The sequence below is a fragment of the Microbacterium sp. NC79 genome (assembly GCF_019061125.1).
Taxonomy (GTDB): Bacteria; Actinomycetota; Actinomycetes; order Actinomycetales; family Microbacteriaceae; genus Microbacterium.
The window spans coordinates 274,144-294,876 of record NZ_JAHQYI010000002.1; the positions used below are offsets into that span (position 1 = coordinate 274,144).

Genomic DNA, 20,733 nt, shown 5'->3' on the forward strand with positions numbered 1-20,733 from the left:
CGTTACGCGGCGTCGGGGGTTTCGATGACCTTTTCGGTCTGCACCGTCACCGTGTGGGTACGACGACCAATGGTCTTGTCGAGGATGAGGGCGACGATGGCGCCCAGCATGACGCCACCTGCTGCGCAGTACAGCATCAGGAACCCGAAGACCTGGCTCTGCGAGTAGGTCACACCGATCTCGCTCGGCTCCGCAATGCCATCAAACGCCAACGTCAAAATTGCGGCAATGAGAACACCAAGAGCACCACCCAACACCAGGAAGACGCCGTACCGAGGAACGCGGCGCACGCGCCCCTCTGTCACCGTGGTGGAAGTCTGTTCGGGCATGCCTCCATTGTGTCACCGCGTCCCTGAGCGTTCGCCGCGATCCACCTTTCAAACAATCGTGATGCCGAGCTACCCCAGGGGCACCTCCGGATGCAATCCCCTTCTGAACGCGCGTCCGCACGCGCGATGGTGTCTACATGACGATCGAACACAAGGCTCGCACGACGAGCATGCGGCGACGACGTCTCCCTCACGTGGAACGAGGCGTGCAATTTGGCCGCTCCGATTTGCCGCCGAAACAGCGCGCGGCGTTGAAAAAAGCGATTCGGTGGGAACTGTTCACGATCGTGCCTTCCGAACAATTGCCCGTAGAGGCCGACCGCGGCTTCATGAACGAAAAAGGTATGCGATGAGCTCTCAAGCAGACACGAAATTGCGCCGTGCTATCAGCGGCCCGATGCTGTTCGCCTTCATCCTCGGAGACGTTCTGGGGGCTGGTATCTACGCTCTTATGGGAGTCTTGTCGACAGAAGTCGGTGGCATGCTGTGGGCTCCCCTGCTGATCGCGCTCCTCCTAGCGTTGCTCACGGCGGGGTCGTACGCCGAGCTGGTCACGAAGTATCCGCGCGCGGGAGGCGCTGCCGTCTTCGCGGAACGCGCCTTTAGAAACCGGCCGATCGCGTTCTTGGTCGGCTTCAGCATGTTGGCCGCAGGGGTGGTGAGCGCTGCAGGGCTTGCGATCGCCTTTGCGGGCGATTACCTCCAAACCTTCCTCGCAATCCCGCCCGCGATCGCCGCGGTGATCTTCCTTCTCCTGGTCGGGCTGTTGAACATGCGTGGCATTCGTGAATCGATGGGCGCGAACCTTGTGATGACCGCTATCGAACTCAGCGGACTTGTTATCGTCATTGTGGTTGTCAGCTTCTTCGTCGCCTCCGGCGGTGGCGATCTCAGTCGTGTAGGCCAGTCGCCGCCAGACGTGCCCGTCCCCCTCGCCGTGCTCGGCGGCGCTATCATCGCGTACTACTCATTTGTGGGCTTCGAGACATCGGCGAACATTATTGAAGAAGTAAAGAACCCTTCGAAGAGCTATCCACGAGCACTGTTCGCGTCACTCATCACAGCCGGCGTCGTTTACGTTCTCGTCGGACTAGCTAGCTCTGCGGCTCTTTCGCCTGAAGAATTACAGCAATCCAGCGGCCCACTGTTGGCCGTCGTCGAAGCGACCGGAGCTGGCGTCCCGTCTTGGTTGTTTGCCCTCATTGCACTGATCGCGGTCGCCAACGGCGCCCTGCTCACCATGATCATGGCGAGCAGGCTCACGTACGGCATGGCAGAGCAGGGTCTGTTGCCTGCGGTGCTCGGTCGCGTTCTTCCGCAGCGGAAGACACCGTGGGTTGCCATCGTAGCGACGACTGTCATCGCGATCGGACTCACTCTCATCGGCGACCTAGCCACGCTCGCCGAAACAGTCGTACTTCTGCTCCTGATCGTGTTTCTGAGCGCAAACATTTCGGTCTTGGTGTTGCGGCGTGACAAGGTCACGCACGAGCACTTCACCGTCTGGACGATCGTCCCGTACCTGGGGATCGCCTCGTGTGTGGTGTTGCTGACCCAGCAGAAGCCGATGGTGTGGCTGTTCGCCGCAGCGCTACTCGCATTCGGCGGAGTGCTCTATGCCGCCACACGAGTTCTGGATCAACGTTCAGAACGCGACCGGTAAACTCCTGAGGCACGGCTTTTGTCGCGCGTCTCGCGTAAGCGCATTAAACGATGGTGCCGGAACCACGAGTGCGGCACGTCACCGGAGGACAACTTATGCCCGCATCAACCCCCAACCCCGCGCCGGCGACCGCCACCATTCGCCCGGATGGGAGCGGCGTTGTCGTCATTGGCGATCGCACCGAGCTGATCGCTGAGTCCTCCGTCGAGCGCGCCCGCGCCCGCGCGATCGGAGTGCTAGTGACGCACGCTGCTAAGCAAGACCGCCCGGTCACCGTGGTTTCGAAGGATCCGTCCGGCACCGCGCACCTTGTTGTCAACCCGAATGGCAATGTCGAGGAGAGCACCGCTCCCCTCTCGCCCCAGCGCGACATGGAAATGGCGCCGGAGGTTTCATACGTGCCCGCGGGCGCCCCCGACTTGGACGCCCCGATTACGACCGGCAGGCTGCCGATCGTGCGCAGCGTTCCGACACCGACGCCAGCGCGGGGCATCGCACCCGTTGCGCCGGTTTCGTCGACGGAAGCCGCTCCCGCCGTCACCCCTGCAGCCGATACTGCTCCCGTGGTTCCGACTCCCGTGGTTCCGGCACCCGAATCTTCCGCACCCGTTGCCGCCACCCCGATCGAACAGGATTCTCCCGCCGTGACCGAAGCTCCCGCCCCCGCCGTTGTCACTGAGCGCGCTGCTGGCCCCGCCCGCCGCTCATTCATCGAAGAGGAAACGGAGGCGGCCCGCGCCGAGCGCGGATTCCGCGGCGCCCTGAACAAGGTGGGCTTCAAGCTCGCACCGAACGCGTCCGAGGCATCGGAGCGTGCCGACATCGCGCGCGTCAGCCAGCACTGGTCAGGCCCGCGCACGATTGCGATTGTGAACGGCAAGGGTGGGGCGTCGAAGACTCCGACCACGGCCATGCTGTCGGCCGTTTTTGCCCGCAACGGCGGTTCTGGCGTGCTCGCGTGGGACAACAACGAGACCCGCGGAACCTTGGGCTGGCGTACCGAGCAGGGTCAGCACGAAGCGACGGTGCAGGCGTTGCTGCCCAACGCGTCGACCCTGATGTCGGCCGAGGCGCGTGCTTCTGACCTGACCGGATACCTGCACCACCAGGTTGCGGACAAGTACGACGTGCTGCGCTCAAACCCGAACATTTTGGCTGAAGACCAGCGCCTCACCATGAACGAATTCGACGCAATTCACAGTGTGGCGGCGAAGTACTTCCGCCTCATCTTCATCGACTCGGGCAATGACGAGTCGGCTGACCGCTGGCGTCGCATGATTGACCGCGCCGACCAGATTGTCATCGCGACAACCGCCCGCGGCGAGCATGCTGAAGCTGGCGCACTGCTGCTTGAAGCCCTGCGTGAGCGTGGCGAACACTCGGCGCAGCTCGCACGTGACGCCGTTGTGGTGGTGTCGCAGGCTGACCACAAGGGCGGCTCGGCGCAGGCCGAGAAGGTTGCCGACGGGTTCCGCTCCATGGCTCGTGCCGCGAGCGTCATTCCGTTTGACCCTGCCATGCGTGCAGGCAAGCTCTCCTACGACGCTCTGAAGCCGGAAACGCAGCGTGCGTGGCTGGCCGCTGCCGCGGCAGTCGCCCAGGGCCTGTAAAGGTCTCACGGTGCCTGCACCAAAGATCGACACCACGATCGGTCGGCGCGCACTAGCCGCTGTACTTGACGGTTCCACGGTGCGCACTGACCGCGCCACCGCAGTCCGCTATCTGTTGCAACTGCTGGCAGAGAAGGCACCTGGCAACACCGTGGAGGTGCGCGTACCGCCGTTCGGTGCGGTACAGGTTTTGGAGGGGCCGCGGCACACCCGCGGCACCCCACCCAACGTCGTTGAAACGGACGCAGACACCTGGATCGCCCTCGCCACGGGTGCGAGCGCCTGGAGCGAGCTGTACGCGGCAGGCCTCATCTCGGCGAGCGGCACCCGCGCCGACATCTCAGCGTTACTCCCCCTGCGCCCCTAACCTGCGGCGGTGACACTGCGCCGTGAGCCTGCGGCGGAACCAATGGTTCCGGTGAGAAGCGGAGCGCCAGATTACGGCCCGGATCAGACGGATGGCGGTGCGCCGGATAGGCTGTGGGTGTGAAGATCCTGGTTCTCGGTTCCGGTGCCCGCGAGCACGCCATCATCCTTGCGCTGAAGTCGGAGAGCACCGCTCACGACCTCTTCATTGCGCCGGGCAACGCTGGCATCGCCCAGGACGCCACGCCGGTCGCGCTGAACGCGAACGACCCGGTGGCTGTCACCAACTACGCGATTGAAAACGCGGTCGACCTCGTCGTGATTGGCCCGGAAGCGCCCCTCATCGCCGGTGTCGCCGACGCCCTGCGCCAGCGCGGGATTCCGGTGTTTGGCCCTGGCAAGGAAGCCGCCGCACTGGAGGGCTCTAAGGCATTTGCGAAGCGCATCATGGATGCCGCTGGCGTTCCGACCGGCCGCGCAACCCGCGCCGCGACGCTCGACGAGGTTGCTGCCACGCTTGACGAGTACGGCGCCCCGTACGTCGTGAAGGCAGACGGGCTCGCCGCGGGCAAGGGTGTCGTTGTTACGGCTGACCGTGCCGAGGCGCTCGCGCACGCGGAGACGTATCTCCCCGTCGGCCCGGTGCTCGTTGAAGAGTTCCTCTCTGGCCCCGAGGTGAGCCTGTTCTTCCTCGCCGATGGCGACACGGTGCGCCCGCTCAGCCCGGCGCAAGACTACAAGCGCCTCGGCGACGGCGACGAAGGCCCCAACACGGGTGGCATGGGTGCGTACTCCCCGCTGCCGTGGCTGGCCGACCAGTTCGGCTCGGAGGCTGCATTCGTGCAGCAGGTGACCGATGAGGTTGCCTTGCCCGTCATTCGTCAGCTCGATAGCGAGGGCACGCCGTTCATCGGCCTTCTCTACGCCGGCCTGATCCTCACCGAGCAGGGCATCAAGGTCATCGAGTTCAACGCGCGCTTCGGTGACCCCGAGACGCAGGTTGTGCTGCCCCGCCTGGTCACCCCGTTGTCTGAGCTGCTTCTCGCCGCTGCGTCTGGAAACCTGGAGGACCAGCCGCTGCCGGAGTTCTCGTCGAAGGCCGCGGTGACGGTTGTTCTCGCAAGCGAGGGCTACCCAGCCAACCCGATCAGCGGTCGCGAAATCACCGGACTCGAGCTCGCCGCGGCAACCCCCAACGTGCACATCGCGCACGCCGCGACCGCCGCCGATGGTTCCGCTCTGCTTGCCACCGGTGGACGCGTGCTCAACGTCGTCGGCCTCGGCAACGACTTCGCGGAGGCCCGCACCAGCGCGTACACCGCGCTCTCAAAGATCGAGCTCGAGGGAGCCCAGTACCGCAAGGACATCGCGGCACGCGTCGTCTCGGAGTAACTCTTTTGGGCCCGGTGCCGTCGGCTCTTCTGGTGCGCCGGTTTGCCCTCGCCGGTCGCGCGATCCGGAACCAGGATCCGGGCTAAGTTAGGTTGCCCTAAGCTGGAACCATGACGACGGAACAGACTGCTCTCTTTCACCGCGAACTTATCCGCCACGAGTTGGTGTTGCGTCACCTGCAGGTGACGGCAGTGCAGCGGATTGCTCCCGACATGGTTCGCCTCACAGTTGGTGGCGCCGACCTCGCTGGATTCATGAGCAACGGGGCGGCCGACCACATCAAGCTGTTCTTGCCGAACCCGGAGACCGGCGTCATCACCACGCCGAAAGATGGAAACCCGGCCGCCGTTATCTCCCGCGACTTCACGCCGCTGATTCGCGAAACGGCCAACGGTACCGAACTTGACCTCGACTTCTACACGCACGTGAACCCCGGCCCTGCCGCCTCCTTCGCACTCAACGCAACACCTGGTTCCGCTCTCGTCATTGGCGGCCCGCGCGGATCACGTTCGTTCCCCGCAGGCGTTGAGCGCCTCATCGTGGTCGCCGACGAAACCGCAATGCCCTCCGCTTCACGGTGGGTGGCCGATGCTCCGGCGGGTGCCGAGGTTTTCGTGATCGCCACCGTTTCAGGCGACGGAGCCTGGGTGCAGAACTACGTCGGCGATCGCGCGACCGTCATCGTCACGGCCAACGCCGCTGAGCCCGCGATCGCGGCGCTCACGGAGATCGGCATCACCGACACCACATTCGTTTTTGTCGCAGGCAACGCCGCCAACCTCATCACGGTGCGGCGTCACCTGCGTCGCGCCCTCGCCCTGCCGGCGGCGCAGGTCGCGGTGAGCGGCTACTGGCGCACCGGCGTTGTCGCGTGGGACCACCACGCCCCCATCGACCCGATGGATCCCGACGACGAGTAACCCGTCGAAACCGCCCGAGCACACGGGGGATAATGAAACGGTGACTTCTCCTGTGAGCATTCCCGGTTGGACCCACGTGTACTCGGGCAAGGTGCGCGACCTGTACGAACCGACGTCGGGAGATGCCGCGCGCATGCTCGTCGTTGCGTCCGACCGCATCAGCGCGTTTGACTTCTCACTTGAGCCGCCGATCCCCAACAAGGGCGCGCTGCTCACGACGCTGAGCGATTGGTGGTTCGAGCAGCTCGCCGGTGCCGATGGCGGCCGCGCGATCCCGAACCACCTGACGGGTGAAGAGCCGCCGGCCGAGGTGGCCGGGCGCAGCATGGTCGCGAAGAAGCTCACCATGCTGCCGATTGAATGCGTCGTGCGCGGCTACATCACCGGCAGCGGCTGGGTTGAATACCAGGAGAGCGGAACCGTTTGCGGCATCGCGCTTCCTGCGGGTCTCAACAACGGCGACCGCCTGCCCGAGCCGATCTTTACGCCGGCGTACAAGGCGCCGATGGGCGAGCACGACGAAAACATCTCGTTCGAGCGCGTCACCGAGATCGTAGACGAAGAGATCGCGATGGATCTGCGCGACACATCCCTCGAGATCTACCGCCGCGCCGCAGCCATCGCCGAAGCGCACGGCCTCATTCTCGCCGACACCAAGTTCGAGTTCGGCCACGACGCCGACGGCGTGCTCACCCTCGCCGACGAGGTTCTCACGAGCGATTCGTCGCGCTACTGGGACAAGCATTCCTGGGAGACCGGAACCACGCCAAGCGAGCGCATGGCAAGCTTCGACAAGCAGATCGTGCGCGACTGGCTCGCCGCCAACTGGGACAAGCAGGGCACTCCCCCGGTATTGCCCGCCGACATCGTCGACCAGACGGCAGCCAAGTACGCGGAACTCCTCACCCGCCTCCGCGACTGACAATCCTGTTCTGCACGAGCAAACGCGGCAGGGTGCCAAAAATCACGTCGTGTCGCGCGTTCTCCTGAATCTCATCGTGCACAACAGGAATCACGGCGTGCACAACAGGAATTGCGGCGGGGGAAGCACGAACTCCGGCGCGCGGAAATGACAAAGCGAGCGGAACCTCGACAACAGTCGAAGGTTCCGCTCGCTTTTTGTGCGTCTTATTCGTCGCAGTTCGGGCAGATACCCGTGGCGGGCACTGCCAGGAAACACGTCTCGCAGTACGTGATCGGCCGCTCAGCAGCGGCTGCCGCGCGCGACTGCGGAGTCGACGGCTTGTTACTCTTCACGCGCGTTGACGGCGTTGTGGACGCTGGGCGAATCGGCTTCGATGGCGCGAATCGGCGCAGCGCAGGCTTGTACGGAAGATCAAAGCCGCGAGCGCGACCGTCGTCTTCGCGATGGGCGATGTAACCCGCGGCAACGAAGTGCGGCGGCTTACCGGAACGGGGTTTCAAGCCGATATATGCGCCCGACGTAGGCACGTAGTATTCGGCGTAAAGTCCACGAGCCAAGAACTCACGGATGGCGGGCAGGTTTTCGACGGGAATCCGCACACGTGACAAGGCAGCATCAAACGACGTGAAGCGCTCACGATCCTTCTGATCGTTTGCACCGACGACGACATAGCCCAGCGCGGTGAACTGCGTTGCGGCACCGGCGAAGCCCGAGATCTGGCGCGAGCTGAGCGCGTCACCTGTCTGGTATTCGTAGGCCGCAGCGAAGAGTGCGCGGGTGTCGTAGCGGCCACTTCGGGCGACAACAAACGAGTCGTTGACCTCTTTGAATCCGTAACGGATCAAGAACAGTTCGCGACCGAGTTTGTCGAACTCGTCAAAGGCTTGTGTGATGGCGGAATGGTCGGTCAGGGCTGAATAGGAGACCACCATTCAACGGTACGCCACTTGTTGGGGCGTGTCTGACCATCAGCTGGACGAGCGACCCGCTTCGTGGTTCCGGCCCCACCATCCCGAGACACATCTTGGTCGGCGAGAAACATGCGGCCCGAGCGGGTTTCGCCGACCAAAATGTGTATCGCCGCTGGCGCGCCGGGGCAGGGCGGAACCACGCCGGGCGGGGGCTTAGAACTTGGGGGCGCGCTCAATCACGACAAAGTCTGCCGTTGCGGCGTCGTAGTGACCCACGGCAACGCCATCGATCCAGACGCGCTCGGCGCGCGCCATGATGTCGACGGGGTCGGTCGACCACAGCACGAGGTCAGCGTCCTTTCCGACCTCGAGCGAGCCAACGCGAGCGTCAACGCCGAGTACCTTCGCGGGGTTAATCGTGACGGCGCGGAGCGCCGTTTCGCGGTCCAGCCCCTCCTTGATTGCGAGGGTCACCTGGTGCATCAAGAAGTTGATCGGAATAACCGGGTGGTCGGTGATGAGCGAAATTTCAACGCCAGCGCGGGCGAGCTTGCCCGGGTTCGCGATCGAGCGGCCGCGCAACTCCACCTTGGACTTTGTGGTGAACAGCGGCCCAATCAGCACAGGCACACCCTTCTCTGCCAACACATCCGCAATCACGTGCGCCTCGGTTCCGTGGTCGATAACCAGGTCGTAGCCGAACTCTTCCTGCAGACGCAGCGCGGTGGCAATGTCGTCGGCGCGGTGGCTGTGCTGACGCCACGGAATCTCACGCTTCAACACCGCGATGAGCGGTTCCAGCGCAATGTTGCGGCCGGTCTTGCCCTCGTCGATCCAGTTCTGCGCCTCCGCGAAAGCCTTGCGAATCACCATCGCGGTGCCCAGTCGCGTCGACGGCGTCTTGTCCTTACCGCCATACACGCGCTTCGGGTTTTCACCCAGCGCGCTCTTCACACCGCTCGGCGCACGCATCACCATGTCGTCAACGCGGCGGCCAAAGGTCTTCAGCGTCGCGGCCTGACCGCCGATCGCGTTGCCAGAACCGGGGTTGACGTTGACAGTTGTGATGCCGCCCTTGAGGGCTTCATTGAATCCAGGGTCAAACGGATTGATGGCGTCGATGGCTCGCACTCCCGCAGTCACCGGGTCTGTCATTTCGTTCGTGTCGTCGTCGCCGCTGCCCTCACCCTCTTCGTGCGTGCCGACGTGCACGTGGGCGTCAATGAGCCCGGGCAGCACCCAGCGTCCCATCGCGTCGACGACTTCGGCTCCGTCCGGAACAGCGACGTCAGGCCCGAGGGCCACAATCTTCCCGTCGGCAACCACGATGGTTCCGTCAAACTCTTCGCCAGAAATCGGCACAATGTGGGCACCGGTGATTGCAAACGTCGTCATGTCACTCCTCGTATCGAAAGCCGCGCACAGCGATGTGCGCTTCACTCCACCCTACGAGCGAGTACCCTCAAGGTGACAGTCGAGCCGACCGTGTGGGGCGGAACCAGCGGGTGGCAGCCTCGGGGACAAGGGGATTAGGGGAACACATGTTGGATGACTCATCGCGCACAACAAGCCGTAAGCATTCGCGCAGGTTCCTCGCTCTCGCCGGCGTGATGACGACCGCGATCCTCGCACTGAGTGGGTGCGCCGCGTCGGTTGAGAAAGACTTTAACTCCGGGTTTTCGGTGACGGCGGCGGCCAGTCAGGTGCCTGCGGGTGACGCCGAGCGCTACGACTTTGTCGCCGCCGACGTTGCGGCCATTGCTGAGCTCGCGGGTGTCGAACGCTCAGACACGTCATACGACTGGCTCATCAAACTCACGACCCCCGACAACGACCAGCGAGCCTTCGTGCCGTTGCCAGACTTCCTCCTGCCGCAGTCTGATGGATACAGCACGGACTCGTTGGGGTGGGGCGCACAGAACGTTGACCGATTCGTCTCGTACTCCGCACTGCCGGTGACCTTTACCGTGGTGGCTGGCGATTTGCCTGAGCTGCCAAACACGTTGAATGAGGTCTCCGACGGTATCGTCACGGATCTGGACGGCGAGGACTTAGCCGTCGATCTCACCCGAGTGGGCGACGCGATCGACCGCATGGGCCGCCCCACACGCCTCGCGCAGGAGGGCAACCTCATCGCGCTGAGCTCGAAAACCGACCTCGCCGAATCCTGGATCACCGGCGACGGCGGGACGCTTGCCGATGACCCGGCCATGAAAGCCATCGCCGAAGCGCTCGACGCGTACGGCGCCCTGTCTGCGGTCATTTCGCAGCCCGCAGTATTTAGCGGTCAGACCATCCTCGGCCCCGACGCAACCCCAGCAGAAGCGGAAGCCGCATTCACGGAGTTCGACGCCCTGGTTCCGCCCGCCCCTTACGACCTCGTCGGCCTGGGCTGGACAGTCGAAGACGGCTCTGCCCGCTGGATTGCGACCTACCATTTCCTGTCGGAAGACGGCGCAAAGGACGGCGCGCAGGTTCTGCGGGCTGTATGGGAGCAGGGAGCGACTCTCTCCTCCAAGCAGCGAATCTCGACGCTGGCCACCGTCAGCGACGTATTCGTAAAAGACAGCACGGTTGCCGTGGTATTGACCCCGACGGAGGGCACGCCGACGTCGGTGTTGTACCAACTTCTGACGCGGCGCGAGTTGCTCTTCGCGAGCCGGTAAGCCGTTCGAATCATCCGCTCCCTGCCCGCGGGCAGGGGTCGTCGCCGCGGTTCGCATGTGGTCAGCGAGGCCGGTGATCGTGACCCGAGTACCCCCCGCCCGGGTCTCGGCGAGGATCTCATCGTGAAATCTCGCCGTTTTCGCGTTCAGCAATTGTTCAGGTTCGCTATCGTTTGGGTAGTCCTTTCTTCTTCCCCTTAAAGGAGTGCCCGAATGCCCCTGTGGACCCGCCACGGCGATGGCCAGGCCGTTAAGCCCGGCGCCATCGTCAAACCCACCGAACGGCTCGGTTGGCCGTCGACTATCGCGATGGGTGCTCAGCACGTCATCGCCATGTTCGGCGCGACCTTCCTGGTTCCGACTCTCACCGGCTTCCCGGTATCGACGACGCTGCTGTTCAGCGGTATCGGAACCATCCTTTTCCTGATCATCACCGGCAATAAGCTGCCCAGCTACCTCGGGTCATCGTTTGCATTTATCGCACCGGTCACGGCCGCTGTCGCGGTCGGCGGCACCGGCTCGGCGCTCGCCGGGATCGTCGCTGTTGGTGTGCTACTCGCCCTCATCGGTGTCGTTGTGCACACTGCGGGTGTGGCGTGGGTCGACAAGTTCATGCCGCCGGTTGTTGCCGGTGCCATCGTGGCGCTCATCGGACTCAACCTGGCGCCTGTCGCGTGGGCAAACTTCCAGGCGGCCCCCATCACCGCGCTCATCACGCTGTGCGCAGTCATCATCTTCGGTGTCGTCTTCCGCGGCTTCCTCGGGCGCATTTCGATCTTCCTCGGCGTGATCGTCGGTTACATCGTCGCCGCCGTTCGCGGTGAGGTCGATCTGAACCTCGAGGGCATCGCCTGGGTCGGTCTGCCGCAGTTTGACTTCCCCGACTTCGTCTCGCCGTCCACATGGTCGGCCATGGCGATGTTCCTGCCCGTCGTTCTCGTGCTCGTCGCCGAAAACGTCGGCCACGTGCGCGGCGTCGCATCGATGGCAGAAGACGACTCGATCAACCAGATGACCGGTAAGGCCCTCATCGCCGATGGCGCCGCCACCGTGCTCGCCGGTGGCCTCGGTGGTTCCGGAACCACGACGTACGGTGAGAACATCGGCGTCATGGCGGCAACGCGCGTGTACTCGACCGCGGTCTACTGGGTCGCGGGTCTATTTGCCATCGTGCTGTCAATGTCGCCCGTCATCGGCGCCGTCTTCAACTCGATCCCGGCGGGCGTGCTCGGTGGCGTGACCACCGTGCTTTACGGTCTGATCGGCATCATCGGCATCAAGATCTGGGTCGACAACCGCGTCGACTTTTCACGTCCCGTCAACCAGTACACCGCTGCCGTTTCCCTCGTCATTGCGATCGCTGGCTTCACCTGGCAGCCGGAAGGCTTCGAGTTTGGTGGCATCGTGCTCGGCACGGTCGCAGCCCTCGTGATCTACCACGTTGGCAACGCGATCGCTCGCGCACGCAAAACTGGCGCCGACGACGGCGGCCCGATCCCCGCGGTTGGCCCGCTCGGTGGCGACCCCGCCAACTAGGCCCCCTTCATGAAAGGCGTCGCCCTCCGGGGTGGCGCCTTTCATGTTCCCCCCACCGTTGCGGAGCACTTGTGCCCGGCACGAGGTTCCGGAACCCGTTCTTGCGGATGCGGGAATGGCAACGGCCGCCACAGTGTTGCTATTCATATGAATGAAATTCTGCCGAGTCGACTGGCTGCGGACACCGCGATGGGAGCCGTGACGCTTCTCGTTGGCGACCTCGACGGCATGACCGCGTTTTACCGCGATGTCGTGACGCTTGATGTGCTCACCACGGAGGGCGACACCGTGACGCTCGGCAGGCAGGCGCTACCCCTCGTGATCTTGCAACACAGCCCCGACCTGCACCACGCGCCGCATGGTTCCGCCGGTCTCTTTCACACCGCGATCCTCTTCGAGACGCAGGCGGCGCTCGCCGCCGCGCTCTATTCGGTCGCGCGCCACGCACCGCAGACTTTCACGGGCAGCGCTGACCACCTCGTTAGCCAGGCGTTTTACCTGACCGACCCGGAAGGCAACGGAATCGAGCTGTATTGGGACCGCGCGCGCACCGAGTGGTCGTGGACGCACGGCCAGGTTGAAATGGACACGCTCTACCTCGACCCCAACTCGTTTCTGCAGAAGCATCTCACCGACGAAGCGGCGAGCGGAATGGTCGCTGCGGCATCCGCACAGATCGGCCACGTGCACCTGTCGGTTGGCGACGTGGCAACAGCACGCGAGTTTTACGTGAAACAGCTCGGATTCGACCAGACCGCCGCGCTCGGCAACCAGGCCCTGTTCGTCAGTGCCGGTGGATATCACCATCACATGGCCATGAACGTGTGGAACTCTCGCGGCGCTGGCCCCCGCATGCCTGCCCTCGGACTCGGTCAGGTCGATCTCGTCTTACCGACAAGCGACGCCCTCGGAGAGCTCACTGAACGCCTCGGGCACTTCGGCGCCGCGGTGCGTGACGATGGACGCACGCTCTCGTTCACCGATCCGTGGAACAACGCACTGCATGCGACGGTGCCTGCGCGCGGCTAACGGGCCGCGCCGACGCATCGCGCGAAAAGCGTCGGCCGATTTAGCCGACGGAGTCGCGGGCGACCATTTGTGGTTCCACGATGGTGACGCGCTCAGGCGCGCCTCCCGACAGGAGCCGCAACAACACATCAACCATCAGCTCGCCCTGTGTGAACGTGGGCTGGCTGACCGTGCTGAGTTGCGGTGACGTGCGGGCGGCAATCACCGAGTCATCAAAACCAACGACCGCGACGTCGTCCGGCACGCGAAGTCCGGCGTCCGCAAGCACAGCCATGGCGCCGCGCGCCATGAGGTCGTTTGCGACAAACACGCCGTCAACCTGCGTGCCGCTCGCAAGCAACTCGCGCATCGCGTCTGCCCCGCCCTGCTCTGAGAAGTCGGCGGCGACGACAGCCGCTGGTTCCAAACCCGCATCAGCGAGCGCGCCTTCAAAACCAATCAGGCGATCAACGCCCGGAGGCATATCGGCGGGCCCGGCAATCGTGGCCAGGCGCGTCCGCCCCGCGTCAATGAGCTCCTGGGTTCCCAAGCGTCCGCCCAGCACGTTATCGACATCAACGTAGTACGAGCGGGCGGCCACCTCGGGTTGTGAGGGTCGACCCGCAAACACGACCGGAACCGAATCGGCAATGCGCTCGATAAACGAGTCGCGTGCGTGGTGCGACACGATCATCGCGCCATCGATGTTGCCGCCACGCAGGTAGGCGGTGGTCTTATCTCCCTGATCGTCGGAGGCCAAGAACACGTTCAACACGTACGGTGTCGACGCGAGCCTGCTGTAGATCCCACCGACCACCGAGGCAAAATACGGGTCGCCAAAGAAGCGCGTGGGGTCTTCCGGAACCACGAGCGCGAGGGCATTGGTGGTACGGCTGGCGAGGGTGCGGGCGGCACGGTTCGGCACGTACTTGAGGTCGGCGATGGCCTTGTTAACGGCGTCGATTGCCGCTGGGCTGACCGCAGTGGAGCCGTTGACCACCCGCGAGACGGTCGATCGCGAGACTCCAGCAGCGGCGGCGACCTCTTCGATCGTGACGGCCGATGTCGCTGGCGTCGTCATTGAGCCTCCTTGGCGTGCTACTCAGGGGCGCCGGTGATCGCGCGGCCTTCAATGATCCGACGATACTCTAGGGCACTGTCTTTCAACGTGCGCACCTGGGTGTCGTAGTCGACGTGCACGATTCCGAATCGTTTGTCGTAGCCCCAAGCCCACTCGAAGTTGTCGAGCAGCGACCAGTAGAAGTAGCCACGCACGTCAACCCCGGCGTCGCTCGCGTCAAGCGTGGCAGCGAGGTGGTCGCGCAAGAAAGTCACGCGCCGATCGTCGTGAACACGCCGCTCCTCACCCTCAATCACCAGCTCATCGTCAAACGCCGCACCGTTCTCCGTGACGTACAACGTGGTTCCGGCGTCGTGCGCATAGTCATCCCAAATGCGCTTCAGCAGAGTCGTCAGGCCGGCTGGTTCAATCTCCCAGTTCTGCGCCGTGCGCGGCAGGCCCCGCTCAACGTTGTAAATTCCGGCGTCAGACGGGTACGGGCTGCGGCCCGTGCGCGTGGTGGTGGGGCCGCCCGATACCGGCGGCTGCTCCTGTTCCGTGCCGGAGAGGAGGTCACCGTGGTAGTAGTTCACCCCGAGCGTGTCGATGGGCTGTGAGATGAGCGCGAGATCACCTGGGTGCACCGCGGCCTCGAAGTCCGCGACGGCGCGGGCGTCGACAGCGCGCACGTCTTCGACGATGTCAGCGGGGTAGGAACCACGAAAAATCGGGTCGAGGAACCACCTGTTGAACTGGCCATCGATACGACGTGCGGCATCGACGTCGTCAGCATTGGTCGCATCGAGCGGAACCGCAACGGTGTGGTTGGTGGTGAGGCCGAGGTTGAGGCTCGCGTCGCGGGCACGCAGCTCTCGGATGACCTGTCCGTGTCCGAGCAGCAGGTGGTGCGATGCAAGAAGCCCCTCACGCACACTCATGTGACCAGGGGCGTGCTCGCCGCCCGTGTAGGAGAGGAACGACGCACACCACGGTTCGTTCAACGTGGTCCAGGTGGCGACTCGGTCGCCGAGCGCGTCGTGCAGGGTGAGCGCGTATTCCGTGAAGCGGTCTGCGGTGTCCCGCGACGTCCAGCCGCCCACGTCTTGCAATGCCTGCGGAAGATCCCAGTGATACAGCGTGAGCCACGGCAAAATGTCAGCGGCGAGCAGGTCGTCGACGAGCCGAGAGTAGAAGTCGATGCCCTTTTGGTTGGGCGCTCCCCCATCGGGGCGCACCCGCGGCCACGCGGTGGAGAAGCGGTAGGTCTGCAGCCCGAGGCTCTTCATGAGCGCCACGTCATCGCGTGAGCGGTGGTAGTGATCGCATGCGACGTCGCCGTTATCGCCGCCAACGACGGCCCCGGGAAGACGAGAGAAGGTATCCCAGATTGAGGGCGTGCGGCCGTCTTCGGCGGTGGCTCCTTCGATTTGGTAGGCGGCAGTGGCGGAACCAAACAGGAAGTCCGGCGGGAAGGCACGCTGGTCAGCAGTCATAACAGACATCTTTCTCTTTTCAGGGGTCTCGTACTAGCCCTTGACCGCACCGGCCATGATGCCGCTGACGAGCTGCTTACCAGCAAGAACAAACAACACAAGCAGCGGAATCGTGGCCATCACCGCGCCGGTCAGGACGACCGAGAAGTCGATGTAATACCCCGACTGCAGTTGGCTCAGTGCTGTCTGCAGCGTCGGATTCTGCGGGTTGAGCACGAGGAGCGGCCAGAGGTAGTCGGTCCACGCTGTCATGAAGGTGAACAACCCGAGAATCGCCATCGCGGGTCGGGCAGCGGGTAGTCCCACCGCCAGGAAAGTGCGGAACTGATTCGCACCGTCCATGCGTGCCGCTTCGATCAGCTCGTCCGGAATCACATCGACCAGGTACTGGCGCATGAAGAACACTCCGAATGCGGTGACGAGTGTCGGCACGATAACCGCACCGATGGTTCCGGTCCATCCCATCGAGCTCATCACCATGAACAGCGGGATGATGCCCAGCTGCGTCGGAATCGCCATCGTGGCGACAACGAAGACCATCAGGCCATCCCGCCCACGGAACCGCAGCTTCGCAAACGCGTATCCGGCGAGTGTTGAAAAGGTGACGACCGAGAGCGTGATGATCGTCGAGATGAGGAGCGAGTTGCCAAGCGCGAGCCAAAACGGGATCGCGTCGAGCACCTGCGCGGCGTTGGCAAAGAAATTGCCTCCCGGAACCAGGGGTAGCGTCTCACCGCGGGTTGCGTTGGTGCCGGAGCCGACCACAAACGACCACCACAGTGGGTACATGCTGCCGAGCAGAAACGCGGTGAGAAGGCCGTAGGTGAGAAAGCCTGGGCGGGAGCCGACTCCGGCGGTACCGCCGCGCGGGCGACGCCTCTTGATGTCAGGCTGCACGACGAGTTCGGTGTGCGTGGCGGGAGCAGCGAGCGTTGTCATTTGCGGCCTCCGGAAGATATACGGCGGGAAATGATGAAGTTGATCAGGCCGATCACGATGATGAGCAGGAAAAGCAGGATCGCGACGGCTGATGCCATGCCGAGATCTCGCCGCACAAAGCCCAGCTCCCACATGTAGAGCACGGTCGTTTGGAACTGCCGGTCGGCTCCGCCGATTCCGCCAGCCGCCGAGACGTCGAAGAGTCGTGGTTCCGCGAAGATCTGCAGGCCGCCGATTGTGGATGTGATGATGACGAAAATCAGGGTGGGGCGAATCGTCGGGATGGTGATGTTGAAGAAGCGGCGAGCGGGGCCAGCGCCGTCGATCGCGGCGGACTCGTACAGGTCGCGCGGAACGGACTGCATGGCGGCGAGCAGGATGAGCGCGTTATAGCCGGTCCAGCGGAAGTTGACCATGATGGCGATTGCGACGTGGCTGAGGAACGGGTCGGTTTTCCAGCGCTGATCGGCGGCACCGAGCAGGTTCAGCAGGTTGTTGGCGAGACCGTCGGCCTCGTTGAAGATGCTGGAGAAGATGAGTGCCGTGGCGACGGGGGTGACAACGAACGGGATGAGCACGCTCATGCGCCAGAAGGTCGGCGCTCGCAACCCGCGATCAAGCAGGTAGGCGATCACAAGCGCGACCGCGAGCTGGGGGATCGATGACAGCAGGAAGATGCTGATCGTGTTTCCGATGGAGTTCCAGAAGGTGGCGCTGCCGAGGGTATCGGTGAAGTTGGCGAGGCCGACGAACTCGCCCTGGCCCTTGAGGAGATCCCAATCGTGCATTGCAACGACGATTGTGTACAGCAGCGGGAAGAGCCCGACGAGCCCGAACAGCAGGAAGAACGGTGCGATGTAGCCGTAAGGCGATGCGCGGTAGTCGAAACGCGAGAGGCGGGTGCGCCATGTGCGGCGCGGCGGTCTGGCCGTGTTCGCGGGCGGATCCGCGGTATCGGTGGGGCGTGACGCGGTAATCGTCATGACTTCCTCACGGGTTCTGGAGAGGTGGGACGTTGAGCGAGTGGCGACCGCTTCGTCTCGCTGCGCTCGCTCACCGTCCGGGGTTCGGGTGGCCCGGACGGTGAGCGAGACGCGAAGCAGCGAGTCGAAACGTGCTGCGGGAAGGAGCTACTTGACCTGTTCCTTGAGCAGCTCAAGCGCCTTGGCCCAGGCCCCTGCGGTGTCAAGGTCGCCCTTGTCGAGCAGGGTGAGGGCAGCGCCGAACACGTTCTCCTGGATTAGCGAGTCGTCCGGACCCTTGAACTGTGCGACAACACCCTCGGCGCGGCCGGCGAGAATTTCGCCAACGGGCGCATCGTTGAAGAACTCGTTCGGTGTGGCGTTAGCGGCCAGCGTCTGCTGTGCGTCAACGGTCGATGGGAAGGCTCCGGCGGCGTCAAACTGCTTAATCTGCTGCTCGGGCTGAGTCAGCCAGTCGGCGAGCTTCGCGGCTTCCTCCTTGTTCTTGCTGGTCTCCGGGATGCTCAGGAACGCACCACCCCAGTTTCCGGCGCCGCCGGGGAAGACGTCGGCGAAGTCCCAGCCGGTGCTGGCGTCTCCGCCGCCTGCCTCGACCTGCCCCTTGACGACACCCAGCATCCAGCCGGGGCACACGAAGGTGGCAAAGGTTCCGTCAACGAATGACTTGCCTGCGTTCCAGTCCCACGCGCTCTGTGCCGCTGACTGGCCGCCTTCGGTGGCGGATCCGAGGAGTTCGAAGCGCTCCTTCAGTGCGGCGTTGCCCTCAACGTTGAGCTCACCGTCGGCGGTGTAGTAGCCCTCGTCAAGCTGGTTGACCATGGAGTTCCAGACGAAGCCGGAGTGGTCGTACCATGCCTTGCCTGTCTTGGCGACGTAGTCGGCGCCGACCTCAAAGTAGTGCTCCCAGTCACCCTCGAGCAGGGTGGCGACTTCGGCGCGATCGGTGGGCAAGCCAGCAGCGGCAAAGGCTGCCGAGTTGTAGCAAACGCCGGTGGGGCCGATGTCGGTGCCGTAACCAATCACCCGGCCGTCAATGTCGGTGCCCTGCGCATACTTCCAGTCGACCCAATCGGCCTTTCGGTCTTCGATGCCGTAGTCGCGCAGGTCAGCGAATTTGTCCGAGACCTCCATGATCGAGCCGAGCCAGCCCTCTTCGATCGCGACAATGTCGCTCAGGCCAGAGCCGGCGGCAATCTTCGTGAACGCGTCGGTACGGGCATTGCCACCGGTGTCGATGTTGGTGGCCTCGATCGTGATGCCGGGGTTTGCCTCCTCGTACTCCTTGTAGAGGTCGTCGTAGCCGAATGTGCCGAACGTCGTAATGGTGATGACGGTATCGCCGCCTTCTGCGCCGCCTTCTGTGGTGCCTGAGCCACCGGCGTCTGCCGTGGTGGCAGCGCAACCGGCGAGGACGAGCGCGCCGACACCGAGCATGGCGAGCCCGGCCGTGGTGCGTGCGAATGCGTGTGTAGTCACAGTTTCACTCCTTTGTGATGTAGCAGGTATTGCTTGTGTTGCTGAGGGATTTGTCGGGGGTATTGCGGGGCTGAACCGGGGTTCTGATTCGGGACGCTGGCGGCAGCTCTGGCAAACCGTGCACATTCTCACAGTCGTGGGAGCGCTCCCAAACCAACGTGGCACCACTGTATGGGAGCGCTCCCAGGGCTGTCAAGCATCAATTTGCGAAGCAAATATCCGCTCACGTCGGCGGTCTTGGTTCCGGAACCATTCGACTCACTCCAGCGGCTCTGGTTGCGTCCTTGACGCCGCCGGCTGGGCGCCATCGACCGGAGCCGTCGGTTGGCGGTAGTCGTACCGTCACGCACAAAAAATAACCGGGCTAGACTGGAGCCAATCGCCTCACCGCAACACGGAGCCACTCATGCCCACCATCGTCGTTGACGTTATGCCGAAGTCCGAACTCCTCGACCCTCAGGGCAAGGCGGTGAGCGGCGCACTGGGCCGTCTCGGCGTCGACACCTTCTCGAACGTGCGCATTGGCAAGCGTTTCGAGCTCACGGTTGAGGGCGAAGTTACCGAAGAGGTGCTCGCCTCGGCCCGCAAGGTTGCCGAAGACGTGCTCTCCAACTCGATCATCGAGGATGTTGTCGGTATCGAGGTCGTCGAATGACCGCGCGGATCGGGGTTATTACCTTCCCCGGTTCGCTGGATGACCGCGACGCACAGCGCGCGATTGCCCTTGCTGGCGCCGAGCCCGTCGCGCTCTGGCACGGCGACCACGACCTGCAGGGTGTTGACGCTCTCGTGCTGCCCGGCGGTTTCAGCTACGGCGACTACCTCCGTGCCGGCGCGATCGCCGCGCTCGCGCCGATCATGGCCGAGGTCAAGGACGCTGCTGCCAAGGGCATGCCGATCCTCGGCATCTGTAACGGTTTCCAGATGCTTGTTGAGGCACACCTGCTTCCTGGCGGTCTGATTCGCAACGCGCACCAGCAGTTCATTCGTCGCGACCAGCGCCTGCGCGTTGAGAACGCCGACACCGCGTGGACCAACGCTTTCGAAACGGGTGACGAAATTGTCATCCCGCTGAAGAACGGCGACGGCGGCTACATTGCCGACGACGAGACGCTCAAGCGCCTTGAGGGTGAGGGCCGCGTGGCATTCCGCTACATCGGCATCAACCCGAACGGTTCGCTCAACGACATTGCAGGGCTCGTCAACGAGCAGGGCAACGTTGTGGGCCTCATGCCGCACCCCGAGCACGCCGTTGAAGCCGGTTTCGGCCCCGACACTGCCGTGGCCATGCGCTCAGGCGAAGACGGTGCCAAGTTCTTCGTCTCGGCTATCGCCGCGCTCGCCAAGGCCGTCGCGTAAAACACGTCACAAAGTCCCCCGCATCGTGAACCGGTGCGGGGGACTTTGCTTTTGGTTCCGGAACCAGGGGTGCGCTGTGGTTCCGGAACCAGGGGTG

At 63.8% G+C, this 20,733-nt stretch carries 20 protein-coding genes; 12 read left to right on the plus strand and 8 right to left on the minus strand.

Annotated elements, in window-relative coordinates:
* Positions 1-2: 2 nt before the first annotated feature.
* Positions 3-329, minus strand: a complete 327-nt coding sequence (locus KTJ77_RS11570) for a potassium transporter Trk (RefSeq protein ID WP_217338692.1) — start codon at positions 327-329, stop codon at positions 3-5.
* A 137-nt stretch (positions 330-466) separates the two neighbouring features.
* On the opposite strand from KTJ77_RS11570, the gene KTJ77_RS11575 reads away from it, so the two are divergent.
* The 7 genes from KTJ77_RS11575 (at position 467) to KTJ77_RS11605 (ending at position 7,202) form a co-directional block, all read left to right on the plus strand.
* Positions 467-682, plus strand: a complete 216-nt coding sequence (locus KTJ77_RS11575) for a hypothetical protein (protein ID WP_217338693.1) — start codon at positions 467-469, stop codon at positions 680-682.
* Positions 679-1,992 (plus strand): APC family permease, encoded by a 1,314-nt coding sequence (locus KTJ77_RS11580; protein WP_217338694.1) that lies wholly within the window; start codon positions 679-681, stop codon positions 1,990-1,992. The genes KTJ77_RS11575 and KTJ77_RS11580 overlap by 4 nt, the downstream gene beginning before the upstream one ends.
* 95 nt (positions 1,993-2,087) lie before the next feature.
* Entirely contained in the window at positions 2,088-3,602 is a 1,515-nt protein-coding gene (locus KTJ77_RS11585; protein WP_217338695.1) for an AAA family ATPase, read from the plus strand.
* A 10-nt stretch (positions 3,603-3,612) separates the two neighbouring features.
* Entirely contained in the window at positions 3,613-3,969 is a 357-nt protein-coding gene (locus tag KTJ77_RS11590; protein WP_217338696.1) for a sterol carrier family protein, read from the plus strand.
* Positions 3,970-4,088: 119 nt separating this feature from the next.
* Positions 4,089-5,360, plus strand: a complete 1,272-nt coding sequence (purD, locus tag KTJ77_RS11595; RefSeq protein ID WP_217338697.1) for a phosphoribosylamine--glycine ligase — start codon at positions 4,089-4,091, stop codon at positions 5,358-5,360.
* Positions 5,361-5,470: 110 nt separating this feature from the next.
* Positions 5,471-6,280: a siderophore-interacting protein gene (locus tag KTJ77_RS11600; protein WP_217338698.1), complete on the plus strand. Its 810-nt coding sequence runs from the start codon at positions 5,471-5,473 to the stop codon at positions 6,278-6,280.
* Positions 6,281-6,320: 40 nt separating this feature from the next.
* Positions 6,321-7,202, plus strand: a complete 882-nt coding sequence (locus tag KTJ77_RS11605) for a phosphoribosylaminoimidazolesuccinocarboxamide synthase (protein WP_217338699.1) — start codon at positions 6,321-6,323, stop codon at positions 7,200-7,202.
* A 206-nt stretch (positions 7,203-7,408) separates the two neighbouring features.
* Here KTJ77_RS11605 and KTJ77_RS11610 read toward each other — a convergent pair whose 3' ends face one another.
* Both KTJ77_RS11610 and KTJ77_RS11615 read right to left on the minus strand, forming a co-directional pair.
* The gene (locus tag KTJ77_RS11610) at positions 7,409-8,134 is read right to left on the minus strand and encodes a hypothetical protein (protein WP_217338700.1); all 726 of its coding nucleotides are present in this window, start codon (positions 8,132-8,134) and stop codon (positions 7,409-7,411) included.
* 195 nt (positions 8,135-8,329) lie between these two features.
* Positions 8,330-9,511 carry an amidohydrolase gene (locus tag KTJ77_RS11615; protein ID WP_217338701.1) on the minus strand — a complete coding sequence of 394 codons (1,182 nt, stop codon included), beginning with the start codon at positions 9,509-9,511 and terminating at the stop codon, positions 8,330-8,332.
* 146 nt (positions 9,512-9,657) lie between these two features.
* Between KTJ77_RS11615 and KTJ77_RS11620 the strand changes: the two genes are divergently transcribed.
* The 3 genes from KTJ77_RS11620 to KTJ77_RS11630 all read left to right on the plus strand — a co-directional run bounded on the left by KTJ77_RS11620 (position 9,658) and on the right by KTJ77_RS11630 (position 13,347).
* Positions 9,658-10,782, plus strand: a complete 1,125-nt coding sequence (locus tag KTJ77_RS11620; protein ID WP_217338702.1) for a hypothetical protein — start codon at positions 9,658-9,660, stop codon at positions 10,780-10,782.
* Between the two features lie 213 nt (positions 10,783-10,995).
* A complete protein-coding gene (locus tag KTJ77_RS11625) occupies positions 10,996-12,318 on the plus strand; it encodes a uracil-xanthine permease family protein (RefSeq protein WP_217338703.1) in 1,323 nt (440 codons plus the stop codon).
* A 147-nt stretch (positions 12,319-12,465) separates the two neighbouring features.
* Positions 12,466-13,347: a VOC family protein gene (locus KTJ77_RS11630; protein WP_254367771.1), complete on the plus strand. Its 882-nt coding sequence runs from the start codon at positions 12,466-12,468 to the stop codon at positions 13,345-13,347.
* Positions 13,348-13,387: 40 nt separating this feature from the next.
* Here KTJ77_RS11630 and KTJ77_RS11635 read toward each other — a convergent pair whose 3' ends face one another.
* The 5 genes from KTJ77_RS11635 to KTJ77_RS11655 form a co-directional block, all read right to left on the minus strand.
* The gene (locus KTJ77_RS11635) at positions 13,388-14,407 is read right to left on the minus strand and encodes a LacI family DNA-binding transcriptional regulator (protein WP_217338704.1); all 1,020 of its coding nucleotides are present in this window, start codon (positions 14,405-14,407) and stop codon (positions 13,388-13,390) included.
* A 17-nt stretch (positions 14,408-14,424) separates the two neighbouring features.
* The gene (locus KTJ77_RS11640) at positions 14,425-15,879 is read right to left on the minus strand and encodes a GH1 family beta-glucosidase (protein ID WP_217338873.1); all 1,455 of its coding nucleotides are present in this window, start codon (positions 15,877-15,879) and stop codon (positions 14,425-14,427) included.
* A gap of 33 nt (positions 15,880-15,912) precedes the next feature.
* Positions 15,913-16,818 (minus strand): carbohydrate ABC transporter permease, encoded by a 906-nt coding sequence (locus KTJ77_RS11645; protein ID WP_217338705.1) that lies wholly within the window; start codon positions 16,816-16,818, stop codon positions 15,913-15,915.
* Positions 16,815-17,801: a carbohydrate ABC transporter permease gene (locus KTJ77_RS11650; protein ID WP_217338706.1), complete on the minus strand. Its 987-nt coding sequence runs from the start codon at positions 17,799-17,801 to the stop codon at positions 16,815-16,817. Before KTJ77_RS11650 ends, KTJ77_RS11645 begins: the two co-directional genes overlap by 4 nt.
* 147 nt (positions 17,802-17,948) lie before the next feature.
* Positions 17,949-19,235, minus strand: coding sequence for an ABC transporter substrate-binding protein (locus KTJ77_RS11655; RefSeq protein ID WP_217338874.1), 1,287 nt, complete (start codon positions 19,233-19,235; stop codon positions 17,949-17,951).
* A 448-nt stretch (positions 19,236-19,683) separates the two neighbouring features.
* Between KTJ77_RS11655 and purS the strand changes: the two genes are divergently transcribed.
* On the plus strand, positions 19,684-19,932 hold the full coding sequence (gene purS / locus KTJ77_RS11660; protein ID WP_217338707.1) for a phosphoribosylformylglycinamidine synthase subunit PurS: 249 nt from the start codon (positions 19,684-19,686) through the stop codon (positions 19,930-19,932).
* Positions 19,929-20,636 carry a phosphoribosylformylglycinamidine synthase subunit PurQ gene (purQ, locus tag KTJ77_RS11665; RefSeq protein ID WP_217338708.1) on the plus strand — a complete coding sequence of 236 codons (708 nt, stop codon included), beginning with the start codon at positions 19,929-19,931 and terminating at the stop codon, positions 20,634-20,636. The genes purS and purQ overlap by 4 nt, the downstream gene beginning before the upstream one ends.
* Positions 20,637-20,733: the final 97 nt, after the last annotated feature.

What these genes read in the sequence shown, in the direction of transcription:
- KTJ77_RS11570 (WP_217338692.1), bottom strand. Translation starts at nt 329, where the DNA reads ATGCCCGAACAGACTTCCACCACGGTGACAGAGGGGCGCGTGCGCCGC.
- KTJ77_RS11575 (WP_217338693.1), top strand. Translation starts at nt 467, where the DNA reads ATGACGATCGAACACAAGGCTCGCACGACGAGCATGCGGCGACGACGT.
- KTJ77_RS11580 (WP_217338694.1), top strand. Translation starts at nt 679, where the DNA reads ATGAGCTCTCAAGCAGACACGAAATTGCGCCGTGCTATCAGCGGCCCG.
- KTJ77_RS11585 (WP_217338695.1), top strand. Translation starts at nt 2,088, where the DNA reads ATGCCCGCATCAACCCCCAACCCCGCGCCGGCGACCGCCACCATTCGC.
- KTJ77_RS11600 (WP_217338698.1), top strand. Translation starts at nt 5,471, where the DNA reads ATGACGACGGAACAGACTGCTCTCTTTCACCGCGAACTTATCCGCCAC.
- KTJ77_RS11615 (WP_217338701.1), bottom strand. Translation starts at nt 9,511, where the DNA reads ATGACGACGTTTGCAATCACCGGTGCCCACATTGTGCCGATTTCTGGC.
- KTJ77_RS11620 (WP_217338702.1), top strand. Translation starts at nt 9,658, where the DNA reads ATGTTGGATGACTCATCGCGCACAACAAGCCGTAAGCATTCGCGCAGG.
- KTJ77_RS11625 (WP_217338703.1), top strand. Translation starts at nt 10,996, where the DNA reads ATGCCCCTGTGGACCCGCCACGGCGATGGCCAGGCCGTTAAGCCCGGC.
- KTJ77_RS11630 (WP_254367771.1), top strand. Translation starts at nt 12,466, where the DNA reads ATGAATGAAATTCTGCCGAGTCGACTGGCTGCGGACACCGCGATGGGA.
- KTJ77_RS11635 (WP_217338704.1), bottom strand. Translation starts at nt 14,407, where the DNA reads ATGACGACGCCAGCGACATCGGCCGTCACGATCGAAGAGGTCGCCGCC.
- KTJ77_RS11640 (WP_217338873.1), bottom strand. Translation starts at nt 15,879, where the DNA reads ATGACTGCTGACCAGCGTGCCTTCCCGCCGGACTTCCTGTTTGGTTCC.
- KTJ77_RS11645 (WP_217338705.1), bottom strand. Translation starts at nt 16,818, where the DNA reads ATGACAACGCTCGCTGCTCCCGCCACGCACACCGAACTCGTCGTGCAG.
- KTJ77_RS11650 (WP_217338706.1), bottom strand. Translation starts at nt 17,801, where the DNA reads ATGACGATTACCGCGTCACGCCCCACCGATACCGCGGATCCGCCCGCG.
- KTJ77_RS11655 (WP_217338874.1), bottom strand. Translation starts at nt 19,235, where the DNA reads ATGCTCGGTGTCGGCGCGCTCGTCCTCGCCGGTTGCGCTGCCACCACG.
- purS (WP_217338707.1), top strand. Translation starts at nt 19,684, where the DNA reads ATGCCCACCATCGTCGTTGACGTTATGCCGAAGTCCGAACTCCTCGAC.
- purQ (WP_217338708.1), top strand. Translation starts at nt 19,929, where the DNA reads ATGACCGCGCGGATCGGGGTTATTACCTTCCCCGGTTCGCTGGATGAC.